Source organism: Actinomadura sp. 7K507 (genome assembly GCF_004348425.1).
In the GTDB taxonomy this organism is placed as follows: Bacteria; Actinomycetota; Actinomycetes; order Streptosporangiales; family Streptosporangiaceae; genus Spirillospora.
In genome coordinates this window covers 1-20,069 of sequence record NZ_SMKK01000080.1, presented here as the reverse complement: position 1 = coordinate 20,069, position 20,069 = coordinate 1, and the positions used below count along the sequence as shown (strand labels likewise).

The window sequence follows — 20,069 nt, the reverse complement described above, 5'->3', positions numbered from 1 at the left end:
GGTCAGGCGTCCGACGCGATTCCGGCTCTTCGGTGCGAGGTTCTGTTATTCGGTGCGGAGGTGGGTCGGGGCTGCGGCGCGGGTGAGGAGACGGCTCGACAGGGCCGTCACGGCGGCCGCGGCCGTCACCGCGAGCACGATCATCAGCAGGGCGTGACCGGCGGCCCAGGTGATCGTTGGCAGGTCGGGGTCCGCGAAGTTGACCGGTGTCATACCGATGGACGCACTCAGGGCGCCGATCGCGCAGACCGGGGTCGCCGCGATCAGCGTCTGGCGCAGCGCCGCCCGGCGCAGGGACGCCACCGGGGCCCCGATCGCGGCCAGGGCCGCCGTCGAGCGGCCGCCCTCCAGCAGCGTCTCCGCCCGGTGCACCACCAGCGCGGTGACCGCCACGAGCAGGGCGAACAGCAGCGCCAGGTAGGTGAGGCCGAGGCTGACCAGCCAGAACCTCTCAGCGGCGTCGCCGAAGATGTCCCTGGTCCGGATCACCTCCCATGTGAAGGCACCTGTGCCCGCGCCGAAGGCGACGACCAGGCCGACGACCGCCATGGTGCGGCCCACGGCGCGGGGGTCGGCCTCCAGAGCACGCGCCGCCAGAAGCGTCTCGGGGGTACGGGCCCAGCGGCCGGCCAGGCGGGCCGATTCCAGGATCACCCGGCTGGCGCCCGCCGCCGCGCCGACGACGGTGGCGACGGCGCCGAGGAAGAACAGCGGCACCCCGACCTTGTCCACGCCCCCGGCGAACCCGCCCGCGACCATCAGCGGCACCCCGATGGCGAGCGGGAGCATCGTGTACGCGGACGGCCGGGGACGGGACGCACGCCGGGCGACGCTCAGCGGCGAGACCACGACATGGCGGGACGCCGGCAGGCTGATCGCCGCCGCCGCGGCCACCACCAGGACCAGGACGGCCGGGACCGACCAGGGCGGGATCGCGTACTTGGCGGTATCGCGCACGCCGAGTGCGGCCATCGTCATCTGCTGCCCGGACACGTAGGCGACACCGCCGACGACCGCCCCGACCGTGCCGACGCGGAGCGCCTCGACCGCGCCCAGCAGGCGGACGTCCGCCGGTGTGGCGCCGGCGAGCCGCAGCGCCGCCAGCCGCCGCTCCTGGGTGGCCTGCGCGACCCGTCCGGCCTGGTACAGCAGCGCCAGCACCGGGACGACGAGCAGCGCCAGCGCGAACGCGGTGCCCGGCCGCAGTTCCTCCTCGCTGACCAGGCCGGCCCACCGGGTCTGGGTCGTGCCCCGTATCAGCAGCAGGTTCACCGCGCCGAGCAGGAAGAACGTGGCCAGGGCCGCACCGGAGGTCAGCAGCCGGCGCCGCCGCCGCTCGGCGCGCGAGGTGCCGCGGGCCAGCATCGCGGCGACGGCGAACAGGACGCGCGGCCCGCCCCCGGTCATCGGGTCACCGCCGGCGCCTCGGCCACGGTGCCGTCGCGCACCACGATCTCGCGGTCGGCGAAGGCGGCGATCCGGTTGTCGTGCGTGACCAGGACGACGGTGGCGCCGCGCTCCCTCGCCGTACCGATCAGCAGTCCGAGCACCTTCTCGCCCGCGACGCTGTCGAGCGCGCCGGTGGGCTCGTCGGCGAAGACCACCTTGGGTCCGTGGGCCAGCGCCCGCGCCATGGCGACCCGCTGCGCCTGGCCGCCGGACAAATCGCCGGGCCGCAGTCGCGCGCAGCCGTCCGCCCCGAAGCGGCCCAGCCAGTCCAGCGCGGTCGCGGACGCCTCCGCCCGGCCGACCCCGCCGAACATGAGCGCGACGGCCACGTTCTCCGCGGCGGTCAGCTCCGGAACCAGCCCGCCGAACTGGAAGACGATGCCGAACGCCTCCCGTCGCAGCCGGGTCCGGGCGTCCGCGTCCAGCCCATCGAGGCGCGTCTCGCCGTAGTGGATCTCGCCGTCATCGGGGACGAAGATCCCGGCCAGGCAGTGCAGCAGCGTGCTCTTGCCCGAGCCGCTCGGGCCGGAGATCGCCACGATCTCTCCGGTGCCGATCGCCAGGGACGCGCCTCGCAGCGCCCGTGTCCGGCCGAACGTCTTGCTGACATCGCGTGCTTGCAGCAGTGGGCTCATCGGCTGATCTCCTCGGTCAGATCGGCGAGGCGGTGCACGGCCAGCTCCATCCACCGCAGGTCGGCGTCCAGATGGAACAGGGCGTAGTCGGCGGCCAGGACCGCGGCCGTGGACGCGCCGGGGTCCGCCTTCGCGCGGGTCAGCTCACGCATGCGGTCAAGGTGGGCGGCGCGCTGCCGATCCAGCGCGGCACGCGCGTCCCCACCGGCCACCAACGCCATGATCACCCGGGCGAACAGCGCACCGCCGACGTAGGGCAGGGGCGGCTCCGTCTCGGCGAGCCACGCCCGCATCCTCTCGGTGCCCGCGGGGGTCAACTCGTACAGCGTGCGCTCGGGCCCCCCGTCCTGGACGACCTCGGCGACGACCACGAGCCCATCGCGTTCCAGCCGCTGCAACGTCGAGTAGACCTGCCCGTACGGCAGTGGCTTGGCCCCCGGAAGCCGCTCGTCGTGCTCCCGCTTCAACTCGTACCCGTGCTTGGCCCGCCCTTCGAGCAAGGCGAGCAGAACCAGCGGAGTCGACATGCGGCACACTATACACTCAATACATACACCGAGTGAGTAGCCGCGGACATGGGTGTCGGTGGGAGGTGGGGTGGGGCGAAATAATGGGTGGTCAAGTGGTGGAGTGGAGTCGTAGCGTGCGGGTGTGCGTGACTTGGTGAGGTTGCCCAAGGCCCATCTGCATGTCCATCTGGAGAGCGCCGTGCGGTGGGCCACGCTTCGGGAGATCGGCGCCGCCAATGGGCTGGACGTTCCCGGGGATGATGTTCCGTTCGGGAACTTCGCCGCCTTCTTCGCGCAGAACGATCTCGTCCGGGCCTGTTTGCGTCGCCCTGGCGACTTCCGGAGGGTCGCCTACGAGTTCTGCGAGGACGAGGCCGCGCAAGGCACCCGCTACGCCGAAGTGTCGTTCACCGCGGCCGGCCATGGCGAGCGCCTCGGCGACCTCGAAATGCCGCTGGCGGCCGTCCTGGAGGGCCTGGAGGCCGGACAGGAGGCGTTCGGGATCGAATGCCGCATCCTCCTCGACCACTCCCGCCGCCGGTCCGTCGAGCGCGCCTGGCGGACGCTCGACCTCGCCCGCCACCACGACCGCGTGGTGGCGATCGGCCTCGCCGGCGACGAGTCCCATCCCGGCGACCCGTTCGACGAGGTGTTCGCCGCCGCCCACGACGCTGGGCTGCACATCGTCCACCACGCGGGCGAGGGCGAGGGCCCGGCCAGCATCCGGCAGGCGCTCGGTCCCGGCCGCACCGAACGGCTCGGCCACGGCATCCGAATCCTGGACGACCCGGACCTCGTGGCCGAGGTACGAGAACGCAAGATCCCCCTCGAAGTGTGCCCCTCGTCCAACGTCGCCTTGGGCTTCGCGCCCTCCCTCGGCGACCACCCCCTTCCCCGCCTCCGTGACGCGGGTCTGATCGTGACCCTCAACACCGACATCCCGGCCCTGATCGGCACCCCTCTTGCCACCGAGTACGCCCGCGTCCGCGACACCTTCGGCTACGACGACACCGTCCTGGCCGACCTGGCCCACGCGGGCGTGGACGCCTCCTTCGCCCCCACCGAGACCAAGACCCGCCTCCGTGCACAGATCAACGCCTGGCTGGCCACCCCCTAGATCGTTGATTGGAGCTTCGGGGAGTTGTGGTCAATGGTCGCCACGGCGCAGCGCATCCCCCCGTGACCGCCCCAGCAACGGACCGCTCCGGCTTCGTGCTCGACCACCGGCCCGGGGCGAGATCCCGACATCTGGGAGGCCAATACAGTGCCGTGCTCGTCGGCGTCAGGTGGTGGTGAGATGGGCCCGGATGACAGCGGCGCCGGATTCGGCGAGCCAGTCGGTGAGAGTGCGCAGTCCGGGGTGGATGACGCGCAGTGACTCGATGTCGGCGTGCCAGCGGTGACCGGCCTGCCAGTGCCTTTTGGTGTCGGCGATCTGCGGGCCGAGCGCGGCGGCATCGGCGTCGGTGAGCTGCTCATACCGGATCGGAAAGCCGGTGGCCTCGCTGATCGCGGCGGCGGCCTCCGTCGGAGACGGCTCGTCGCCGGCCAGTTCCAAGGTTCGTCCGGCGAATCGGGCCGGGTCCGCGAACGCGAGCACGGCGAACTCGGCGACGTCCTCCAGCGTGATGATCTGCGTGGGCTCGTGCGGAGGGAAGACGTGCCGGTTGACGCCGTGGGAGATGCCGTCGAAGCCGATCACTCCGACACCGAGATAGTTGGTCATGAACCGGACCGGGCGCAGCACGGTGGGCTGCGCGATGTGGTCGCGCAGGTACTCCTCGATCAGTGTTTTGCCCTCCGACCCCTGCGATGCCGCAGATGTCGAGGCGACGGTGCTGAACACGACCTGCTTGATCCCCGCGGCGGCCGCAGCATCGATCAGGGCCCGGCCGCGGGTCACTTCGAGATCCGTTTCGGTTCCGGCCGGTCCGATGGCCACGGGAGGTATGCCGAACACGGCGGCGACGCCGTCGAGGGCTGCAGACTCGCCGGATCGTCGAAGTCGCCGCGGACGAGTCGGGCTCCCGCGGCGGCCAGCTCCGCAGCGGCGGGTGAGGTCACGTCGCGCACCAGGGCTCGCACCCGCCACCCCCCGGTGAGCAGTCGCCGGGCGGTGGCGCCGCCCTGCTTGCCGGTGGCGCCGGTGACGAGGATCGGGGAGCCGGGGTCGACCGGTGTCGCGATGGTCATGGTGTCCTTTCCGGAGATGGTGGAGGATGTTCGCGTGATCCGGAATGTTCCACCCGTTTCAGTGCCGCGGACAAGGATTCAGTGACATGAACGCAGCACCGGGTGCGGCGGGTGCCGGTCGCGCCGATGCCCACCGCAACCGGGAGATCGTGCTCCGCACGGCCATGCGCGTGTTCGCAGAGGAGGGGACGGAGGCGTCACTCGGCAGGATCGCGCAGCGCGCCGGGGTCGGGGCCGGAACCGTCTACCGGCACTTCCCGAGCAAAGAGATCCTGGTCGAGGCGGTGCTCGCCGAACACATCGAGGATCTGGTGGCAGCCGCCGATCGGTGGGCCGCCCGCGCCGCACCCGGTGACGCGCTGTTCGGGTTCCTGCTCGAAGTCATCGAGCAGTCGGCGGGCGGCCGGAGCTTCTGCGATGCGCTCACCGCTGACCAAGGCTGGCCGCGCGCCGTGCTGGCCGCCGCGACGCAGCGGTTCCGTGCGGCGCTGGAGCGCTTGCTGCACGACGCGCAGCAGGTCGGTGCCATACGCGCCGACGTACGGGCCGACGATCTGTCCGCGCTGGCCGTCGGCGGCGAGGCATTGCGTTCGGCACACCGGGACCGCGTACGCGGCACACGGCTGGTGCGGCTGCTGCTGGACGGCTTGCGTGCCAGGGACGTCACGAAAGACGAAACATTCCGTGACTCCCCCTCCGCACGTCACGAATCCACCGCCCTCAGCCACTGCGTGGAATGCGGCGCCCGGCTGCTCGTCCATGCCACCGGGCGGCCACCCCGCTACTGCGGTCCGACCTGCCGCCAGCGTGCCCACCGGCGCCGTCGCGCCGGCTAGCCGTTCCGGTTCTGCCCTCTTGTCGAACCGCCCCCGGTCGGCGGGCGGACGGGGCGCCGTTGCGAGTCGCCGGAGAACATCACGACCTGGAGGACCGCGTGCTGTGGCCGCGGGTGGAGCGCGCGGTGGCGGGCCGCCGCGCGGGGCGATCGGCTGCGTGATCAAAGCTTGGTCAGGGGGCCGGCGCGGATCTCGCGGAGGAAGGGATCGGCGTCGTCCTGCCATTGGGTGAGGGTGCGGACGACCGGGTGGACGGGGAGGCCCAGGCGGGCCGCTGCCTCCTGGGCGGCGTCGTGGGCCGTCGCGTGGTCGATGTCGCCGAGCACGAGGACTTCGACGTCGGCCGGCTGGTCGCCCGGGACGCCGTTGTAGCGCGCCGCCCAGGCGCCGAACAGGTACACGTCGCGGACGGCCCGCAGGTGCCCGAACTCCTCCGCCGCCACCGCCGCCGGGCCGAACGTCAGCATCAGCAGGCGGGTGAGCGGCTCGTACAGGGGGCTTTCGGCGTTCCGGGTGACGAGGCGGCCGGCCAGGGTGCGGCGGAGCGTCAGGAGGTCCGCTCGCGCCAGCCGCTCCACCTCGCGCATCACGGACGCCAGGTCGACGCGGAGCATCACGGCGAGGTCGAGCATCGACGCCTCGCGTTCCGGCCCCAGGAGCAGGCGCGCCAGCAGCTCGCCCTGCAAATGCGAGCGGAAGATCGGGAGCGGGGCCGGCGCGCGGGCCCGCACGTCCCGCAGGAACGCGCGAGTGACTTGTGTGTAACCCGTCGAGCCGCCTGCCGCGCGCCGCCCGAACTCCGCCGCCGAACCGACCTCATTCGATCGCATGTTCGAACTCTATGCGCCGGGTCCGACGGACTCCGCTCGAATCGCCGGTTGTGGATAACCCGCCGATCGGCTGGGCGTGTGGCTGCCCGGCCACGGTTGGACCGCCGACGGCTGGACTACCGACGGCTGGACTACCGACGGCACCGGAGCGATCCGCATACGGTTCCTCGCCTGAGCAGCGCATCAGTCAGCCGCCCATGCGGCTTCTCGGTTTCCCCGGCCGCACCGACCGCGGTCACGGCCTCGGCCTGCGTGCCGGTGAAGAGACCCGGGCATGCGGAAGGGCCCGCACCGGGTGAAACCGGTGCGGGCCCTTCCGGTCGGACGTCAGTCCTTGTTGAAGTTGACCGCGCCCTCGATGGGCGGCGGGCTGTCCGGGACGGTGTCCGGCTTCGGGACGCCCTTGAAGGTGAACTTGGCGGTCTCCGCCGTGCCCTCCTTGTTGTCCAGGTCGAAGCCCTCGGTGCCGACGATGACGATCTGGCCGGGCTTGAGCTCGCTGAACAGGATCTTCTCGGACAGGTTGTCCTCGATCTCCCGCTGGATCGTGCGGCGCAGCGGCCGGGCGCCCAGGACGGGGTCGTAGCCCTTCAGCGCCAGCAGGTCCTTGGCCTCCTGCCGCAGCTCGATGCCCATGTCGCGGTCGTGCAGCCGCTCGTCCACCTTGGCGATCATCAGGTCGACGATCTGGATGATCTCCCCCGGCGTGAGCTGGTGGAAGACGACCGTGTCGTCGACGCGGTTGAGGAACTCGGGACGGAAGTGCTGCTTGAGCTCCTCCGACACCTTCGCCTTCATCCGGTCGTAGGAGCCCTGCTCGTCGTTCTGCCGGGCGAAGCCCATCGAGACGCCCTTGGAGATGTCCTTGGACCCCAGGTTCGTCGTCATGATGATGACGGTGTTCTTGAAGTCCACGACACGGCCCTGAGCGTCGGTCAGGCGGCCGTCCTCCAGGATCTGCAGCAGCGAGTTGAAGATGTCCTGGTGGGCCTTCTCGATCTCGTCGAACAGGACGACCGAGAACGGCTTGCGGCGGACCTTCTCCGTCAGCTGGCCGCCCTCCTCGTACCCGACGTAGCCGGGCGGGGAGCCGAACAGCCGCGACACGGTGTGCTTCTCCATGAACTCGGACATGTCGAGCTGGATCAGCGCGTCCTCGTCGCCGAACAGGAACTCCGCGAGGGTCTTGGACAGCTCGGTCTTACCGACGCCGGACGGGCCGGCGAAGATGAACGAGCCGCCGGGACGCTTGGGGTCCTTCAGGCCGGCGCGGGTACGCCGGATCGACTGCGAGAGCGCCTTGATGGCGTCCTCCTGGCCGATGACCCGCTTGTGGAGCTCGTCCTCCATGTTCAGGAGGCGCGTGCTCTCCTCCTCGGTCAGCTTGAAGACCGGGATGCCGGTGGCGGTGGCGAGGACCTCGGCGATCAGCTCGTCGGTGACCTCGGCGACGACGTCCATGTCGCCGGCCTTCCACTCCTTCTCCCGCTGCGCCTTCTGGCCGAGCAGCTGCTTCTCCGAGTCGCGCAGCGCGGCCGCCTTCTCGAAGTCCTGCGCGTCGATCGCGGACTCCTTGTCGCGGCGGACGTCGGCGATCTTCTCGTCGTACTCGCGCAGGTCCGGCGGAGCGGTCATCCGGCGGATGCGCATCCGCGAGCCGGCCTCGTCGATCAGGTCGATCGCCTTGTCGGGCAGGAACCGGTCGCTGATGTAGCGGTCGGCGAGCTGCGCCGCCGCGACCAGCGCGCTGTCGGTGATCGACACGCGGTGGTGCGCCTCGTAGCGGTCCCGCAGGCCCTTGAGGATCTCGATCGTGTGCGACAGCGACGGCTCGGCGACCTGGATCGGCTGGAAGCGGCGCTCCAGCGCGGCGTCCTTCTCCAGGTGCTTGCGGTACTCGTCCAGCGTGGTGGCGCCGATGGTCTGCAGCTCGCCGCGGGCCAGCATCGGCTTGAGGATGCTGGCGGCGTCGATCGCGCCCTCGGCGGCGCCCGCGCCCACGAGCGTGTGCAGCTCGTCGATGAACAGGATGATGTCGCCGCGGGTGCGGATCTCCTTGAGCACCTTCTTCAGGCGCTCCTCGAAGTCACCGCGGTACCGGGAGCCGGCGACCAGCGCACCCAGGTCGAGGGTGTAGAGCTGCTTGTCCTTCAGCGTCTCGGGCACCTCGCCCTTGACGATCTTCTGCGCGAGGCCCTCGACGACGGCGGTCTTGCCGACGCCGGGCTCGCCCACCAGGACGGGGTTGTTCTTGGTACGGCGGGACAGCACCTGCATGACCCGCTCGATCTCCTTGTCCCGGCCGATGACCGGGTCGAGCTTGCCCTCGCGCGCCGCCTGCGTCAGGTTGCGGCCGAACTGGTCGAGCACAAGGGACGTCGACGGAGCCGACTCCGAGGGACCGCCGGAGGCGGCCGGCTCCTTGCCCTGGTAACCGTGCAGCAACTGGATGACCTGCTGGCGCACACGGTTCAGGTCGGCGCCGAGCTTCACAAGGACCTGGGCCGCGACGCCCTCGCCCTCACGGATCAATCCCAGCAGGATGTGCTCGGTGCCGATGTAGTTGTGGCCTAGCTGCAGCGCCTCGCGCAGTGACAGCTCAAGGACCTTCTTGGCACGCGGAGTGAACGGGATGTGGCCCGACGGCGCCTGCTGACCCTGGCCGATGATCTCCTCGACCTGCTGGCGCACCGCTTCAAGGCTGATCCCCAGGCTCTCCAGAGCCTTGGCAGCGACACCCTCACCCTCGTGGATCAGACCCAGGAGGATGTGCTCGGTGCCGATGTAGTTGTGATTGAGCATCCTGGCCTCTTCTTGAGCCAGGACGACAACCCGCCGCGCGCGGTCGGTGAACCTCTCGAACATCTCGTCGCTCCTCACAGAGCGGTTGGGCAGAGTCCGGAACGTCCGGAACTGTCCTTCCGCATGCTAGCCCGCCCCGAGGAGGCCACCCGGTGCACTCCCACCAGGAGACGTTCCCCAGCTATGCGCTGTTCAGTCTCATCCAACTACCGCATCGGTGCGTCATGTTCCCGCTACGCCCCAAGCGAACGGGGGCTTTTCGCAGGTAGGTCAAGGCGCGGGCCGAGAGTGCCGAATGGGGGTGAAGTTGCACCCCGCGCGCCCTGTGTACCGCGCGGCGCGGGCCGCGAACCGCCCGGCGGCTACGCCGAAAGCGAACGGCCCGTCCCGCGAAGGGAGACGGGCCGCCGGCGGGTGAACCGGATCAGTTGGCCGCCTCGTACTGTTCGATCACATGGGCCGGGATCCGGCCGCGCTCATTGACCTTGATGCCATTGTTCTTGGCCCAGGCGCGGATCTCAGCGCTGCGCTCGCGGCTGGACGCGCCGCGCTGCCGGCGCTTGCGGGAGGACGTTCCCGCCTTGCGCGACTTCTCCACGAACGGCTGAAGAGAATCCCGCAGCTTCGCTGCGTTGGCGCCACTCAGGTCGATCTCGTAGGAGGCGCCGTCGATCGAGAACGCTACGGTCTCGTCCGCCTCGCCACCGTCGAGGTCGTCGAGGAGAAGCACCTGAACCTTCTGTGCCATGAGGACAGACCCTTTCGGCTTGAGCAAACTACATTCGGTCGACAAAGATATACCGAGAAGTCTGCCGATGACAATTCCGACACAGCCCTTGAACCGGCAGTCTCCACGAAGTCCTCTTCCCGACGTGACCGGGCGTAATCGGTCTCGGCTGTTTCTGGCACGTCGCGGCGACACTGCGCGGCCACGGCGGTCGCGGCGCGTGATTTTTTTCGCCGTCCGTGGACCACCGTGCGGATTTCGGGCGTGACCGGTGTCACGGCACACCGCGCTGACCTGGGCGGGTGCTCTCGCATTGGTCCTGGTTTGCAAGCGTCCCGGCATTCGGGCCGGCCGGGTGTCCCCGAGTGCGGCAGGAGTAAAAGAGCCCTGCGGCCGACCTTAACAGGCCGGACCCGCCTCCACCGCGGCCAACGATTAACCCTGACGTAACGGCACTAAGCGCACCGGGTGCCAGCTAAAGCGGGGAACCTTCGGAGCCCGGCATGACGGGCGATCACCGCCCCCACCGGGGGATGTGGGTGGATAACGGCCGACTGCCCGGCACCGAAAATCTGTTGCCTGCCGCGCCCGTGCCCGGAAGTCTCCCGGTCGCGATCCGCCGGGCGGGCCCGTCGACAGTCGTCCATCCCGAAATCGGGAGATTGCTGCACAATCGCGACCGTCCGCACCACTTCTTCCGGCCGGTGTCCAACAGCTGGGCCGGGTGCGCGTCAGGCACCCATGGCGTGGGGTTGTGGGGCTAAAGGTCCCTTCCCGGCGGGGTGGGATCTCATCCAGGAGTAAGTCCGACGCCCTATGTGACCGGATCCATGGCCGGAACGGCAACGGCCCGGGATGCACATCTCAAAGCGGAGGGCACGTCCGGGACGAGACACATACCGCGCCGATTCAGGGCCGTAACCGGATCCAGCCTGCATTCGCCGGGCGGCCCGGACTGCCCGAAACGGAGCTGGGATCTACGCGAAAGCCCCTCCGGGACGTGCGAGCGCTCCCGCCCCGCAGGGACTTGCGGGCCGAGAGCGCCTCGGATGAGCGCCCTGAGTGCGCCTGAAGGGGGCTGAGAGGACCTCAGAAGGCCGGGGAATCGGGAGGCGGCCGCTTTACCACGACCGTCCCTGTGAACCTGTCGTGGAGGGCTTGGCGGCGCGTGCCCTCGTACAGCATCCCCGCGTTCGCCACCCAGAAGATGCCCGCGAGCAACCCGACAACGGGAATCGGCCGGACCGCGATCGGCAGCGAATAGACCGCGGCCCGCAGAACGGCCTGCGGAACCCCCAACCGAGCGCCCCCACCGACCTCGCCGCCGGGATCCCGCTCGGCGGCGGGGCCTTGTTCGATGGGGGCGGTCGCGATGACTTCTATGCCGGCGAAGCGCTTGCCGAGTGTCCGGCCCCATAGGGCGAGCTGGATCGACTCGTACACCAGCATGGAGCCGGCCATGGCGGGCGGGGCGACGACGTCCACCGTGTGCCCGGACACCAGCGCGCGGACGACGATGATGACCGGCAGGCCGACGATGAGCGTGTCGGCGATGCGCGCCAGGAGACGCTGCCCCGGCTCGGCGAGCTGTGCCGCCATCCGTCCTTATCCCGCGTACTCGTCGTACTCGTGGTACTCGTCGTGTCCGACGCGCTCATCGATGACGATCGTGCCGGAGAAACGGTCATGCAGCGCCTGATGCATGGGCTGATCCCAGATCGCCCACAGGTAGGCCATCAGCGCACCCGCCCACACGAGCACCATCCCGTACGCGGCGTAGTCCCACACCATCACCGCCAGGACGAGGAAGAAGAAAACACCGACCTGGTAGACGATGTGGGTGATTCCAGCACGCCAGATGGCCTGCGTCATGGTCAGTGGCTCACCAGCAGGACGCGCCTGGACGATGCCAAGGCCCATGATGCGCTTGCCCAGCGTCCGTCCCGACATCGCCAACTGAACGGCCTCGTAGAGGAAGGGCAGTACTGACAGGACGGCGAAGAGGGTGAAGATGATGGGCCAGTTCCACACACCCCCCTCGTCCTCGGTCTTGCTGCCGGCCTTGCCCAGACCGAACGCACCGATCGTCACCGGCAGGACGAGCGCGAAGCCGAAGACCGCGACGAGCCCGTTGTCCATGAGACGCGCGCCCGCCCGGCGCGCGATCGGGGCGAGGGCCATTTCGCCGCCGTGGTGGCCGCCGTAGGAGCCGGCGTACTGGTCATAGGGCGCCTCGTACGTCTGGTTGTACGCTGGCTGGCCCCCCCACTGCTGCTGCTGGGGCTGCTGCCACTGCTGCTGGGGTTGCTGCTGGGGACCTTGATACGGAGGCGGCGGGCCATAGGAACCCTGGCCCTGCGGCTGCTGGTGGCGCCGCCGCCCGCGGCGGGGGGAATCGCTCATTGGGTCAGTCCTCCAGGCGAAGCAACATCCGGGTATTGCCCAACGTATTGGGCTTGACCCGATCGAGGTTCAAGAACTCTGCCACGCCTTCGTCGTAAGAGCCGAGAAGCTCCTCGTACACCTCTGGCGCCACCGGAGTCCCAAGGATCTGCTGGAAGCCGTGGCGTGCGAAGAACTCCACTTCGAAGGTAAGGCAGAACACCCTCCGCACGCCGAGTTCCCGTGCGGTCTCCAGAAGGCGCGCGACGATGCGGTGCCCGATTCCGCGTCCGCCGTATCCCTTGTCGACGGAGACCGAGCGGACCTCGGCGAGGTCCTCCCACATCACGTGCAGGGCCCCGCAGCCGATGACAGGCCCCGGCGCCCCGTGCTGGACGTCCTCGGCGACCCAGAACTCCTGGACATCCTCGTACAGCTTCACCGTGGTCTTCTTCAGCAGGCGTCGTCCCGATCCGGCGTACAGATCGACCAGCCTGCGGATCTCCTGAACGTCGGCGGTGCGGGCACGCCGGATCACGACCTCCACAAACAGGCGAGATTATCGAACACGCCCCCTTGCTACAGGTGGACACCCCTCTTACAAGGCCATCCAGCTCTTACAAGGCCATCCAGCCGCGCAAGTGACTAGATAAAAACAACTAGGTAGGCCCATGAGCCCTGGCAGAGAAGTGAGCCAGAACACATCGACTTTCGGCGCGCTGCCGTGAACACACCCGGCGACCTGCGTCTTCACATGTTCTGGTTGGCATCCAATCCGGGTTCCGTTAGTGTCCTGCGCTGATGTCGGCCAACCGCAGGACGGTGGCCGAACCGCCGAGTCCCCGGGCCGCAACCAGCGCCCCGGAGGAGCCGGGGACCCACATTGGAGCGTTCGGGGGATCGCCCCTCGCGCACCGTGAGGGGTGAATCCGCGCTTTACCGCGGACGGGCTGCTCCTGGCCCCGACCCGTCAGCTGACCCGGTAGGCGGCCGAGGAGAGGAGAATTCGTGGAGCCGCCGCGCCCCGCTCCCTTTTCAAGACCCACGCGTTCACGCTTCCCGCGGCCGACCCCGGGCGGACGGAAGACCCGCTCCCACGGCGCCCGATCCCTTGCCAGGGCCGCGACCATGGCCGGCGCGCTCGTCGCCGTCGCAGTCGCGCCGCACACCATGCCCGTGGCCCACGCCGACCCCGAGCCGTCCACGAAGGAACTTCGGTCCAAGGCCCTCAAGCTCGCCGACGAGCTGGAGAAGCTCACCGAGCAGTACAACGGCATGAAGGTCAAGCTCGCCCAGACGCAGCGCGCCGCCAAGGTCGCCGCCGACAACGCCGAGCGGCAGGAGAAGTCACTCAAGAGCGTCCGGGAGAAGGTCAGCACCCTGGCCGCCACCAGCTACATGCAGGGCGGCACCGACCCGACCGTGTCGTTCGTCGCGTCCCAGGACCCGCAGTCCGTCCTCGACCAGGCCGCCACCCTCAACTACTTCGCCAAGCAGGACAGCACCAGGGTCCTCGGGCTGATGCAGGCCATGCAGGCCGCCGAGCGCGCCCGCAAGTCCGCCGAGTCGCGCGCCACGCAGGTCAAGCAGCTGCGCACGCAGCTCGACGCGCAACGCAAGAAGGTCACCGAGACCTACGAGAAGGTGCGCGGCAAGCTCGTCAAGAAGGACCCCACCCAGCTCGCCAAGCTCCCCGTCGTCGGCACCGGCAAGGCCGCCCAGGCGCTGCGGGCCGCGATGTCCAAGATCGGCCGTCCGTACGTGTGGGGCGCCGCCGGCCCGAGCAGCTTCGACTGCTCAGGCCTGACGATGTGGGCCTACAAGCAGGTCGGCATCAATCTCCCGCACTACACCGGCAGCCAGTGGAACGCGGGCACCCACGTGTCACGGAGCCAGCTCCAGCCGGGCGACCTCGTGTTCTTCTACTCCGACCTCCACCACATGGGGATGTACGTCGGCAACGGCAAAATGCTCCACGCCCCAAGAACAGGCGACGTCATCAAGATCGCCCCCATGGCCGGCCGCCCCTACGCAGGCGCCGTAAGAGTAGCCTGACCTTGTTTATTGCAGTGCCCTTGGCGTCAGGCGCTGGCGCGCCTTCCTTCGGCGGGCACTGCGTGCGATCGCTGCATCGCTCCGACTCGCCTAGCGGCTCGCTGCGCGATCAGGTTTCTCGCTCCGCTCGCAACCTGCCTTCGGACGCGATCGCGACGGTTGGGGTTGTTGCGGGGTGCGGTGACGCTGGTGTGGCTGCCCGGGGCTGTGCGCTCAGCGGCTGACGCCAAGGGCACTGCAACGAACACTACGAACAAACACCGTCCGCGGCGGCACCGCCTGCAGGGACCTACCTGTCAGGACGCCGGGGCCGCCGCTGCGGGGTCGGACGGAGTTCGCATGAGTTCGCCACCTGGATTCTTGGTGACGCTCGCCGTCCCCAGGCGAGCGTCGGGGGGTGATTCAGCTAGATGAGCTGCCTCCGGGCCGCCCACACCACGGCCTCGATAGGGGTGTTGACCTCCAGCCGGTCGCAGATCGTCCGCAACCGGCGCCGCAAGGTCCGTGCGCTCAACTCCAGCTTGCGTGCCGCCACATCGGCGGTGACACCGCTGGCGATCTGGGCGAGCAGCCGGATCTCCTCCTCGCTCAGCCCGAAATCGTCGGTGCCACGACGTGCGAGTGTGGCTGTTTCCACTCCGTCCTCCCTCGTCCGTGGTGATGACCGCGGGGATGCAGCCGTCCGCTGCACAGGCACGGGTTGGGCCTCTGTACGCGCGTTGGGTTGCCGGGTCCGGAGCCCCTCCGGACTAGATCATCGGGTTCCTTTTCTGTCTCGCGTGCTTGGCCGGAGGTGGCCGCCTGGCCGATTGGGGGGTCGTTCGGGGGAACTCCGGGTGACGATTCACTCGTTGGCCAGCCGAGGGAGACGGGAAGAGATCGCCAGCCATCCGCACCCGCCCCTTCTCGTTGGACCCGGCCAGATCTGTCTTGAACAAGATCGTGAATCGTTTCAAGCTACGCTTCGGCTCGGAACGCTAGGCGGCCGGATCCGGCCCGTCAAGCGCTGGTTCGATGCAATATGTGTGCGGATGATCTCGATGCGTGACCGGCTATTCACCGGCGCGCTATGCACAACGCCACTACCAGGGGCAACGCCCCCGGAGCGGGACGAGGAGCGAGTTGCCACAGACCAGTATTCGTGAGGTCGCGAGGCGTGCTGGGGTCTCAGTTGGGACCGTTTCGAATGTCCTAAACCGGCCAGATCTCGTGGCCGAAGCCACCCGTGACCGTGTTCGAGCGGCGATCGAGGAGCTCGGATTCGTCCGGAACGAGTCCGCGCGGCGGCTCCGACGGGGCCCCGAACGCACCGCGGGCGAGTTCGGCGACGAGCCGCGCCGCGCGTTCGGCGTCGTCGTCGAGGATCTCGCCAGCCCGTACGCGACCGACGTCGCCCGAGGGGCCGAGGCCGCGCTCAACGCGTCCGGCCACGACGCCCTCTGGCTCTCCAGCGACTACTCGGCCGCGAAAGAGCAGCGCTCGCTGGAGCTCCTGGAGGACCAGCGCGCCGCCGGCGTCCTGATCATCCCGGTCGGGCTGTCCGCCCGCGACGTCTCCCGGCTCCGCGCCGCCGGGATGAGCGTGGTGCTGATCGACCGGGACGCGTCCGGCGGCTGCTCCGCCCAGGTCGACCACGTCGCGGGCGGGGAGATCGCCGCCGCGTACCTGCTCGGCATCGGCCGCGAGCGGATCGCCTTCGTCACCGGCGTGCCCGAGCCGGAGCCGTGCGTCGAACGCCGCGAAGGCGCCGCCCGCACGATCGTGGAGGCCGGTTTCGGAAAGCCCGTAACCCTGGTCCAGGATGCGATGAGCCCCACCGAAGGCCAGGCCGCGGCACACCAGATCCTGGAGTCGTCACCGCGGCCCGACGGCGTCTTCTGCGCCAACGACCTGCTCGCCATCGGCCTGATCAACGAACTCACCCGGCTCGGCGTCAGCGTCCCCGGCGACATCGCCGTGATCGGCTACGACGACATCGAGCTCGCCGCGAGCGCCGCCGTCCCGCTGACCACCATCCGGCAGCCCCGCCGCGAACTCGGCTGGGAGGCCGCCGAGCTCGCCATGGCCGAGATCGGCGAGGGCAAGTCCCATCAGCACCGCCAGGTGGTGCTGAGGCCCGATCTGGTGATCCGAGAAAGCGCTTAGCGGGCCGCCCGGCGAGAACGCCCAGCGGCCCGCCTCGCCATCACTGTTCGGGCTTGACCAGCGGGAACAGGATCGTCTCGCGGATTCCCTTGCCGGTGAACGCCATGATCATGCGGTCGATGCCGGCGCCCATCCCGCCCGTCGGCGGCATCGCGTACTCCAGGGCGCGCAGGAAGTCCTCGTCCAGCTGCATGGCCTCGGGATCCCCGCCCGCGGCGAGCAGCGACTGCTCGGTCAGGCGGCGGCGCTGCTCGATCGGGTCGACCAGCTCGGAGTAGGCGGTGCCCAGCTCCGCCCCGAACCCGATCAGATCCCACTTCTCGGTGAGCAGCGGCTCCTCGCGGTGCTGGCGGGTCAGCGGGGACGTCTCGACCGGGTAGTCCATGACGAACGTGGGCTGGACGAGGGTGTGCTCGATCAGCTCCTCGAACAGCTCCTGGACGAGCCTGCCCTGCCCCCACTTGGGATCCCCCGAGATCCCCCGGGCGCCCGCGAGTTTACGGACGTCCTCAATGGGCGTGTGCGGGGTGATCTCCTCGCCGAGCGCCTCCGACACCGACCCGTACAGCGTGATCCGCGGCCACTCCGCCAGGCCGAGGTCGATCTCGACGCCGTCATGGACGACCACGGTGGTGCCGAGCGCGGCGATGACCGCCCGCTGGTACATCCGCTGGGTCAGATCGGCCATGTCGTTGTAGTCGAGGTACGTCCCGTAGGCCTCCACCATCGTGAACTCGGGGTTGTGCGTGGAGTCCGCGCCCTCGTTCCGGAAGTTCCGGTTGACCTCGAAGACCTTGTCGATGCCGCCGACGACGAGCCGCTTCAGGTACAGCTCGATGGCGATGCGCAGGTAGAGGTCCATGTCGTAGGCGTTGATGTGCGTCTTGAACGGACGCGCCGCCGCACCGCCGTGGATCGGCTGCAGCATCGGCGTCTCGACCTCGAGGTACCCCTCGTCGTGCCAGAAGTCCCGCACCGCGCGGACGGTCGCGCTGCGGATCCGCGCCATCCTGCGGGCCTCGTCGTTGACGATGAGATCGACGTACCGCTGCCGGACCCGCGCCTCCGGGTCGGTCAGCCCGGCGTGCTTCTCCGGCAGCGGGCGCAGGCACTTCGACGTGATCGCGAACCGGTCGGCCATGATCGACAGCTCGCCGCGGCGGGACGTGATGACCTCGCCCTCGACGCCGACGTGGTCGCCGAGGTCGACCTCCCGCTTCCAGAAGTCGAGCTGCTCCTGCCCGACCTTGGCCAGCGAGAGCATGATCTGGATCTCGCCGCCGCCGTCCCGGACGGTCGCGAAGCACAGCTTCCCGGTGTTGCGGACCAGCATGACGCGTCCGGCGACGCCGACCTTCTCGCCCGTCTCGGTGCCCGGCTCCAGATCCGGGTGTTTCTCGCGGATCTCAGCGATCGTCGCCGTCCGCGGAAAGGTCACCGGGTAGGGATCGATTCCGCTCTCGCGGAGCCGGTCGAGCTTCTCCCGGCGCACGCGCATCTGCTCCGGGAGCTCGTCGAAGGTCTCGTCAGTCACCTGCCCAGCCTATTGCGTCGCCCTTGGCGCCGGACGCCGCAGCGCCCTCCTTCGGCGGGCTACGGGGTGTCGCGCTCGTAGCTGAGGCGGAGGCCGAGCTACGGGGTGTTGCGCTCGTAGATGAGGCGGAGGCCGATCAGGGTGAGCCACGGCTCGAACACGTCGATGCAGCGGGACTCCTCCAGGACGAGCGGCGCGAGACCGCCCGTGGCGATGACCGTGATCTCGTCGGGATTCTCGGAGAGCTCGTCGGACATGCGCTCGACGATGCCGTCCACCTGCCCGGCGAAGCCGAAGATGATCCCGGACTGCAGCGCCTCGACGGTGTTCTTGGCGACCACGCTGCGCGGCCTGACGAGTTCGATCTTGTGCAGCTGGGCGCCGCGCGAGGACAGCGCGTCTATAGAGATCTCTATGCCCGGGGCGATCGCGCCGCCCACGTACTCGCCCTTGGCTGAGACGGCGTCGAAGGTCGTGGCGGTGCCGAAGTCGACGACGATCGCCGGGCCGCCGTGGGTGTGGACGGCGGCCAGCGCGTTCACGATGCGGTCGGCGCCGACTTCCTTCGGGTTGTCCATCCGGACGGGAACGCCGGTCTTGACGCCCGGTTCCACGATCACCGCGGGCACGTCGCCGTAGTAGCGGCGGCACATCTCCCGCATCTCGTGCAGGACGGACGGGACCGTGGAGCACAGCGCGATACCACTGATGTCGGTATCGGCCAGCAGCGGACTCTGCTGGACGAGGCCCTGCAGGACCACCGCGATCTCGTCGGCGGTCCGCCGCGGATCGGTGTTGATCCTCCAGTGCTCGATCACCTCCTCGCCCTCGAACAGGCCGAGGACGGTCTGGGTGTTACCGACGTCGATGGTGAGCAGCATCAGGTCCCCGCTGGTCAGGAGAAGTCAAGGCCGATGTCGAAGACATGCGCCGAGTGCGTCAGCGCGCCGACGGCAAGGTAGTCCACCCCGGTCACAGCGACGTCTCGGGCCCGCTCCAGGGTAAGGCCACCGCTGGCCTCAAGCTCCGCCCGCCCCGCAACGAGCGACACCGCCTCCGCCATCTGGGCGTCGGTCATGTTGTCGAGCAGGATGCTAGTGGCGCCCACCGCGACGGCCTCTTCGACCTGTGCGAGGGTGTCGCACTCCACCTGGACGTGGAGGGACGGGTACACGGCACGGATCGCCTCGTACGCCTTGGTGATGCTTCCGGCCGCCGCGACGTGGTTGTCCTTGATGAGCGCGGCGTCGTACAGGCCCATCCTGTGGTTGACGCCTCCGCCGCAGTGCACGGCGTACTTCTGGAGGGCGCGGAGGCCGGGCAAGGTCTTGCGGGTGTCGCGGACCTTGGCCTTCGTGCCGGCGATGGCGTCCGCCCACATCCGGGTGGCCGTCGCGATTCCGGACAGGTGGGTGAGCAGGTTCAGGGCCGTCCGTTCCGCGCGCAGCACGGCCCGGGTCTGCCCGCTCACCTCGATGAGGACCTGCCCGGGGGCCACACGTTCCCCGTCTTCCACTTTTGCCTCGTACGCCACGTCCAGCGCGTCGAAGACGACGCAGGCGACCGGGATTCCCGCGACGACGCCCCCATCGCGGGCGGTCAGACTCCCGGCCGCGGTCTCCTCCGGTGCGAAGATCGGCATGCTGGTGACGTCGACCTCACCGTCCTCGGCCAGCGCCGTCCGGACGAGGTTATCCACAACCTGTGGATCGAGCCCGGCTTGACGCAGCCTCTGCGAGAGTTCAGGAGTCATGAGCGCCTTCCTTCCAGAGGTTCGTCTTCCAGGGGTTCGTAGCTGGTCGTCAGGACGTTCCCCGCCAGCCGCGTCACAAGATGACCACGCCACGCGCCGTCCGCACGCTCGGGAAAGTCCTCACGCCAGTGACTCCCGCGCGTCTCGTCCCGCCGCCGCGCCGCCAGCAGGATCGCGGAAGCGACGGTGTACAGGTTGGTGACCTCCCAAGCCTCCACC

Annotated in this window: 17 protein-coding genes, 2 pseudogenes and 1 riboswitch; of the genes and pseudogenes, 4 read left to right on the top strand and 15 right to left on the bottom strand. The window is 69.3% G+C overall.

Features of this window, described 5'->3' with window-relative positions; genetic code table 11:
• Positions 1 to 45: 45 nt before the first annotated feature.
• Genes E1285_RS19490 through E1285_RS19480 form a run of 3 tightly spaced genes read right to left on the bottom strand, consistent with a single transcriptional unit; the run spans position 46 to position 2,611 of the window.
• Positions 46 to 1,407 (bottom strand): FtsX-like permease family protein, encoded by a 1,362-nt coding sequence (locus E1285_RS19490; protein ID WP_132154055.1) that lies wholly within the window; start codon positions 1,405 to 1,407, stop codon positions 46 to 48.
• Positions 1,404 to 2,084, bottom strand: coding sequence for an ABC transporter ATP-binding protein (locus tag E1285_RS19485; RefSeq protein ID WP_132154053.1), 681 nt, complete (start codon positions 2,082 to 2,084; stop codon positions 1,404 to 1,406). The genes E1285_RS19490 and E1285_RS19485 overlap by 4 nt, the downstream gene beginning before the upstream one ends.
• A complete protein-coding gene (locus E1285_RS19480; RefSeq protein ID WP_132154051.1) occupies positions 2,081 to 2,611 on the bottom strand; it encodes a PadR family transcriptional regulator in 531 nt (176 codons plus the stop codon). The genes E1285_RS19485 and E1285_RS19480 overlap by 4 nt, the downstream gene beginning before the upstream one ends.
• 124 nt (positions 2,612 to 2,735) lie before the next feature.
• On the opposite strand from E1285_RS19480, the gene add reads away from it, so the two are divergent.
• Positions 2,736 to 3,710 (top strand): adenosine deaminase, encoded by a 975-nt coding sequence (add, locus tag E1285_RS19475; protein ID WP_132154049.1) that lies wholly within the window; start codon positions 2,736 to 2,738, stop codon positions 3,708 to 3,710.
• A 165-nt stretch (positions 3,711 to 3,875) separates the two neighbouring features.
• Here the strand turns inward: add and E1285_RS19470 are convergent.
• Positions 3,876 to 4,786, bottom strand: a pseudogene (locus tag E1285_RS19470) (NmrA family NAD(P)-binding protein).
• Positions 4,787 to 4,872: 86 nt separating this feature from the next.
• Between E1285_RS19470 and E1285_RS19465 the strand changes: the two are divergent.
• On the top strand, positions 4,873 to 5,622 hold the full coding sequence (locus E1285_RS19465; RefSeq protein ID WP_132154047.1) for a TetR/AcrR family transcriptional regulator: 750 nt from the start codon (positions 4,873 to 4,875) through the stop codon (positions 5,620 to 5,622).
• A gap of 161 nt (positions 5,623 to 5,783) precedes the next feature.
• Here E1285_RS19465 and E1285_RS19460 read toward each other — a convergent pair whose 3' ends face one another.
• From E1285_RS19460 to E1285_RS19435, 6 genes are all read right to left on the bottom strand, one after another.
• Entirely contained in the window at positions 5,784 to 6,452 is a 669-nt protein-coding gene (locus tag E1285_RS19460) for an ArsR family transcriptional regulator (protein WP_132154045.1), read from the bottom strand.
• A 327-nt stretch (positions 6,453 to 6,779) separates the two neighbouring features.
• Entirely contained in the window at positions 6,780 to 9,317 is a 2,538-nt protein-coding gene (locus tag E1285_RS19455; RefSeq protein ID WP_132154043.1) for an ATP-dependent Clp protease ATP-binding subunit, read from the bottom strand.
• Between the two features lie 361 nt (positions 9,318 to 9,678).
• Positions 9,679 to 10,002, bottom strand: coding sequence for an Lsr2 family protein (locus tag E1285_RS19450; RefSeq protein ID WP_132154041.1), 324 nt, complete (start codon positions 10,000 to 10,002; stop codon positions 9,679 to 9,681).
• Between the two features lie 1,068 nt (positions 10,003 to 11,070).
• Positions 11,071 to 11,580, bottom strand: coding sequence for an RDD family protein (locus tag E1285_RS19445; protein WP_132154039.1), 510 nt, complete (start codon positions 11,578 to 11,580; stop codon positions 11,071 to 11,073).
• A gap of 6 nt (positions 11,581 to 11,586) precedes the next feature.
• Positions 11,587 to 12,384 carry an RDD family protein gene (locus tag E1285_RS19440; RefSeq protein ID WP_132154037.1) on the bottom strand — a complete coding sequence of 266 codons (798 nt, stop codon included), beginning with the start codon at positions 12,382 to 12,384 and terminating at the stop codon, positions 11,587 to 11,589.
• A 4-nt stretch (positions 12,385 to 12,388) separates the two neighbouring features.
• Complete coding sequence (locus tag E1285_RS19435; protein ID WP_132154035.1) at positions 12,389 to 12,916, bottom strand: amino-acid N-acetyltransferase; 528 nt, start codon at positions 12,914 to 12,916, stop codon at positions 12,389 to 12,391.
• 269 nt (positions 12,917 to 13,185) lie between these two features.
• Positions 13,186 to 13,368, top strand: a riboswitch (cyclic di-AMP (ydaO/yuaA leader).
• Positions 13,369 to 13,491: 123 nt separating this feature from the next.
• Between E1285_RS19435 and E1285_RS19430 the strand changes: the two genes are divergently transcribed.
• Positions 13,492 to 14,418 carry an NlpC/P60 family protein gene (locus E1285_RS19430; protein ID WP_132154033.1) on the top strand — a complete coding sequence of 309 codons (927 nt, stop codon included), beginning with the start codon at positions 13,492 to 13,494 and terminating at the stop codon, positions 14,416 to 14,418.
• A 406-nt stretch (positions 14,419 to 14,824) separates the two neighbouring features.
• Here E1285_RS19430 and E1285_RS19425 read toward each other — a convergent pair whose 3' ends face one another.
• On the bottom strand, positions 14,825 to 15,055 hold the full coding sequence (locus E1285_RS19425) for a LuxR C-terminal-related transcriptional regulator (RefSeq protein WP_021591725.1): 231 nt from the start codon (positions 15,053 to 15,055) through the stop codon (positions 14,825 to 14,827).
• A gap of 407 nt (positions 15,056 to 15,462) precedes the next feature.
• On the opposite strand from E1285_RS19425, the gene E1285_RS19420 reads away from it, so the two are divergent.
• Positions 15,463 to 16,563, top strand: coding sequence for a LacI family DNA-binding transcriptional regulator (locus tag E1285_RS19420; protein WP_243722907.1), 1,101 nt, complete (start codon positions 15,463 to 15,465; stop codon positions 16,561 to 16,563).
• Between the two features lie 40 nt (positions 16,564 to 16,603).
• On the opposite strand, the gene lysX is transcribed toward E1285_RS19420, so the two are convergent.
• The 4 genes and pseudogenes from lysX to E1285_RS19400 form a co-directional block, all read right to left on the bottom strand.
• Entirely contained in the window at positions 16,604 to 18,097 is a 1,494-nt protein-coding gene (lysX, locus tag E1285_RS19415; protein WP_132154031.1) for a bifunctional lysylphosphatidylglycerol synthetase/lysine--tRNA ligase LysX, read from the bottom strand.
• 98 nt (positions 18,098 to 18,195) lie between these two features.
• Positions 18,196 to 18,978 (bottom strand): type III pantothenate kinase, encoded by a 783-nt coding sequence (locus E1285_RS19410; RefSeq protein WP_132154029.1) that lies wholly within the window; start codon positions 18,976 to 18,978, stop codon positions 18,196 to 18,198.
• 14 nt (positions 18,979 to 18,992) lie between these two features.
• The gene (gene nadC, locus E1285_RS19405) at positions 18,993 to 19,850 is read right to left on the bottom strand and encodes a carboxylating nicotinate-nucleotide diphosphorylase (RefSeq protein ID WP_132154027.1); all 858 of its coding nucleotides are present in this window, start codon (positions 19,848 to 19,850) and stop codon (positions 18,993 to 18,995) included.
• Positions 19,847 to 20,069, bottom strand: a pseudogene (locus E1285_RS19400) (hypothetical protein); the annotation flags it as partial. The pseudogene E1285_RS19400 and the gene nadC, both read right to left, overlap by 4 nt.

Coding starts and splice junctions, on each gene's coding strand:
- E1285_RS19490 (WP_132154055.1), bottom strand. CDS start 1,407: ATGACCGGGGGCGGGCCGCGCGTCCTGTTCGCCGTCGCCGCGATGCTG.
- E1285_RS19485 (WP_132154053.1), bottom strand. CDS start 2,084: ATGAGCCCACTGCTGCAAGCACGCGATGTCAGCAAGACGTTCGGCCGG.
- E1285_RS19480 (WP_132154051.1), bottom strand. CDS start 2,611: ATGTCGACTCCGCTGGTTCTGCTCGCCTTGCTCGAAGGGCGGGCCAAG.
- E1285_RS19465 (WP_132154047.1), top strand. CDS start 4,873: ATGAACGCAGCACCGGGTGCGGCGGGTGCCGGTCGCGCCGATGCCCAC.
- E1285_RS19460 (WP_132154045.1), bottom strand. CDS start 6,452: ATGCGATCGAATGAGGTCGGTTCGGCGGCGGAGTTCGGGCGGCGCGCG.
- E1285_RS19455 (WP_132154043.1), bottom strand. CDS start 9,317: ATGTTCGAGAGGTTCACCGACCGCGCGCGGCGGGTTGTCGTCCTGGCT.
- E1285_RS19450 (WP_132154041.1), bottom strand. CDS start 10,002: ATGGCACAGAAGGTTCAGGTGCTTCTCCTCGACGACCTCGACGGTGGC.
- E1285_RS19445 (WP_132154039.1), bottom strand. CDS start 11,580: ATGGCGGCACAGCTCGCCGAGCCGGGGCAGCGTCTCCTGGCGCGCATC.
- E1285_RS19440 (WP_132154037.1), bottom strand. CDS start 12,384: ATGAGCGATTCCCCCCGCCGCGGGCGGCGGCGCCACCAGCAGCCGCAG.
- E1285_RS19430 (WP_132154033.1), top strand. CDS start 13,492: ATGGCCGGCGCGCTCGTCGCCGTCGCAGTCGCGCCGCACACCATGCCC.
- E1285_RS19410 (WP_132154029.1), bottom strand. CDS start 18,978: ATGCTGCTCACCATCGACGTCGGTAACACCCAGACCGTCCTCGGCCTG.
- nadC (WP_132154027.1), bottom strand. CDS start 19,850: ATGACTCCTGAACTCTCGCAGAGGCTGCGTCAAGCCGGGCTCGATCCA.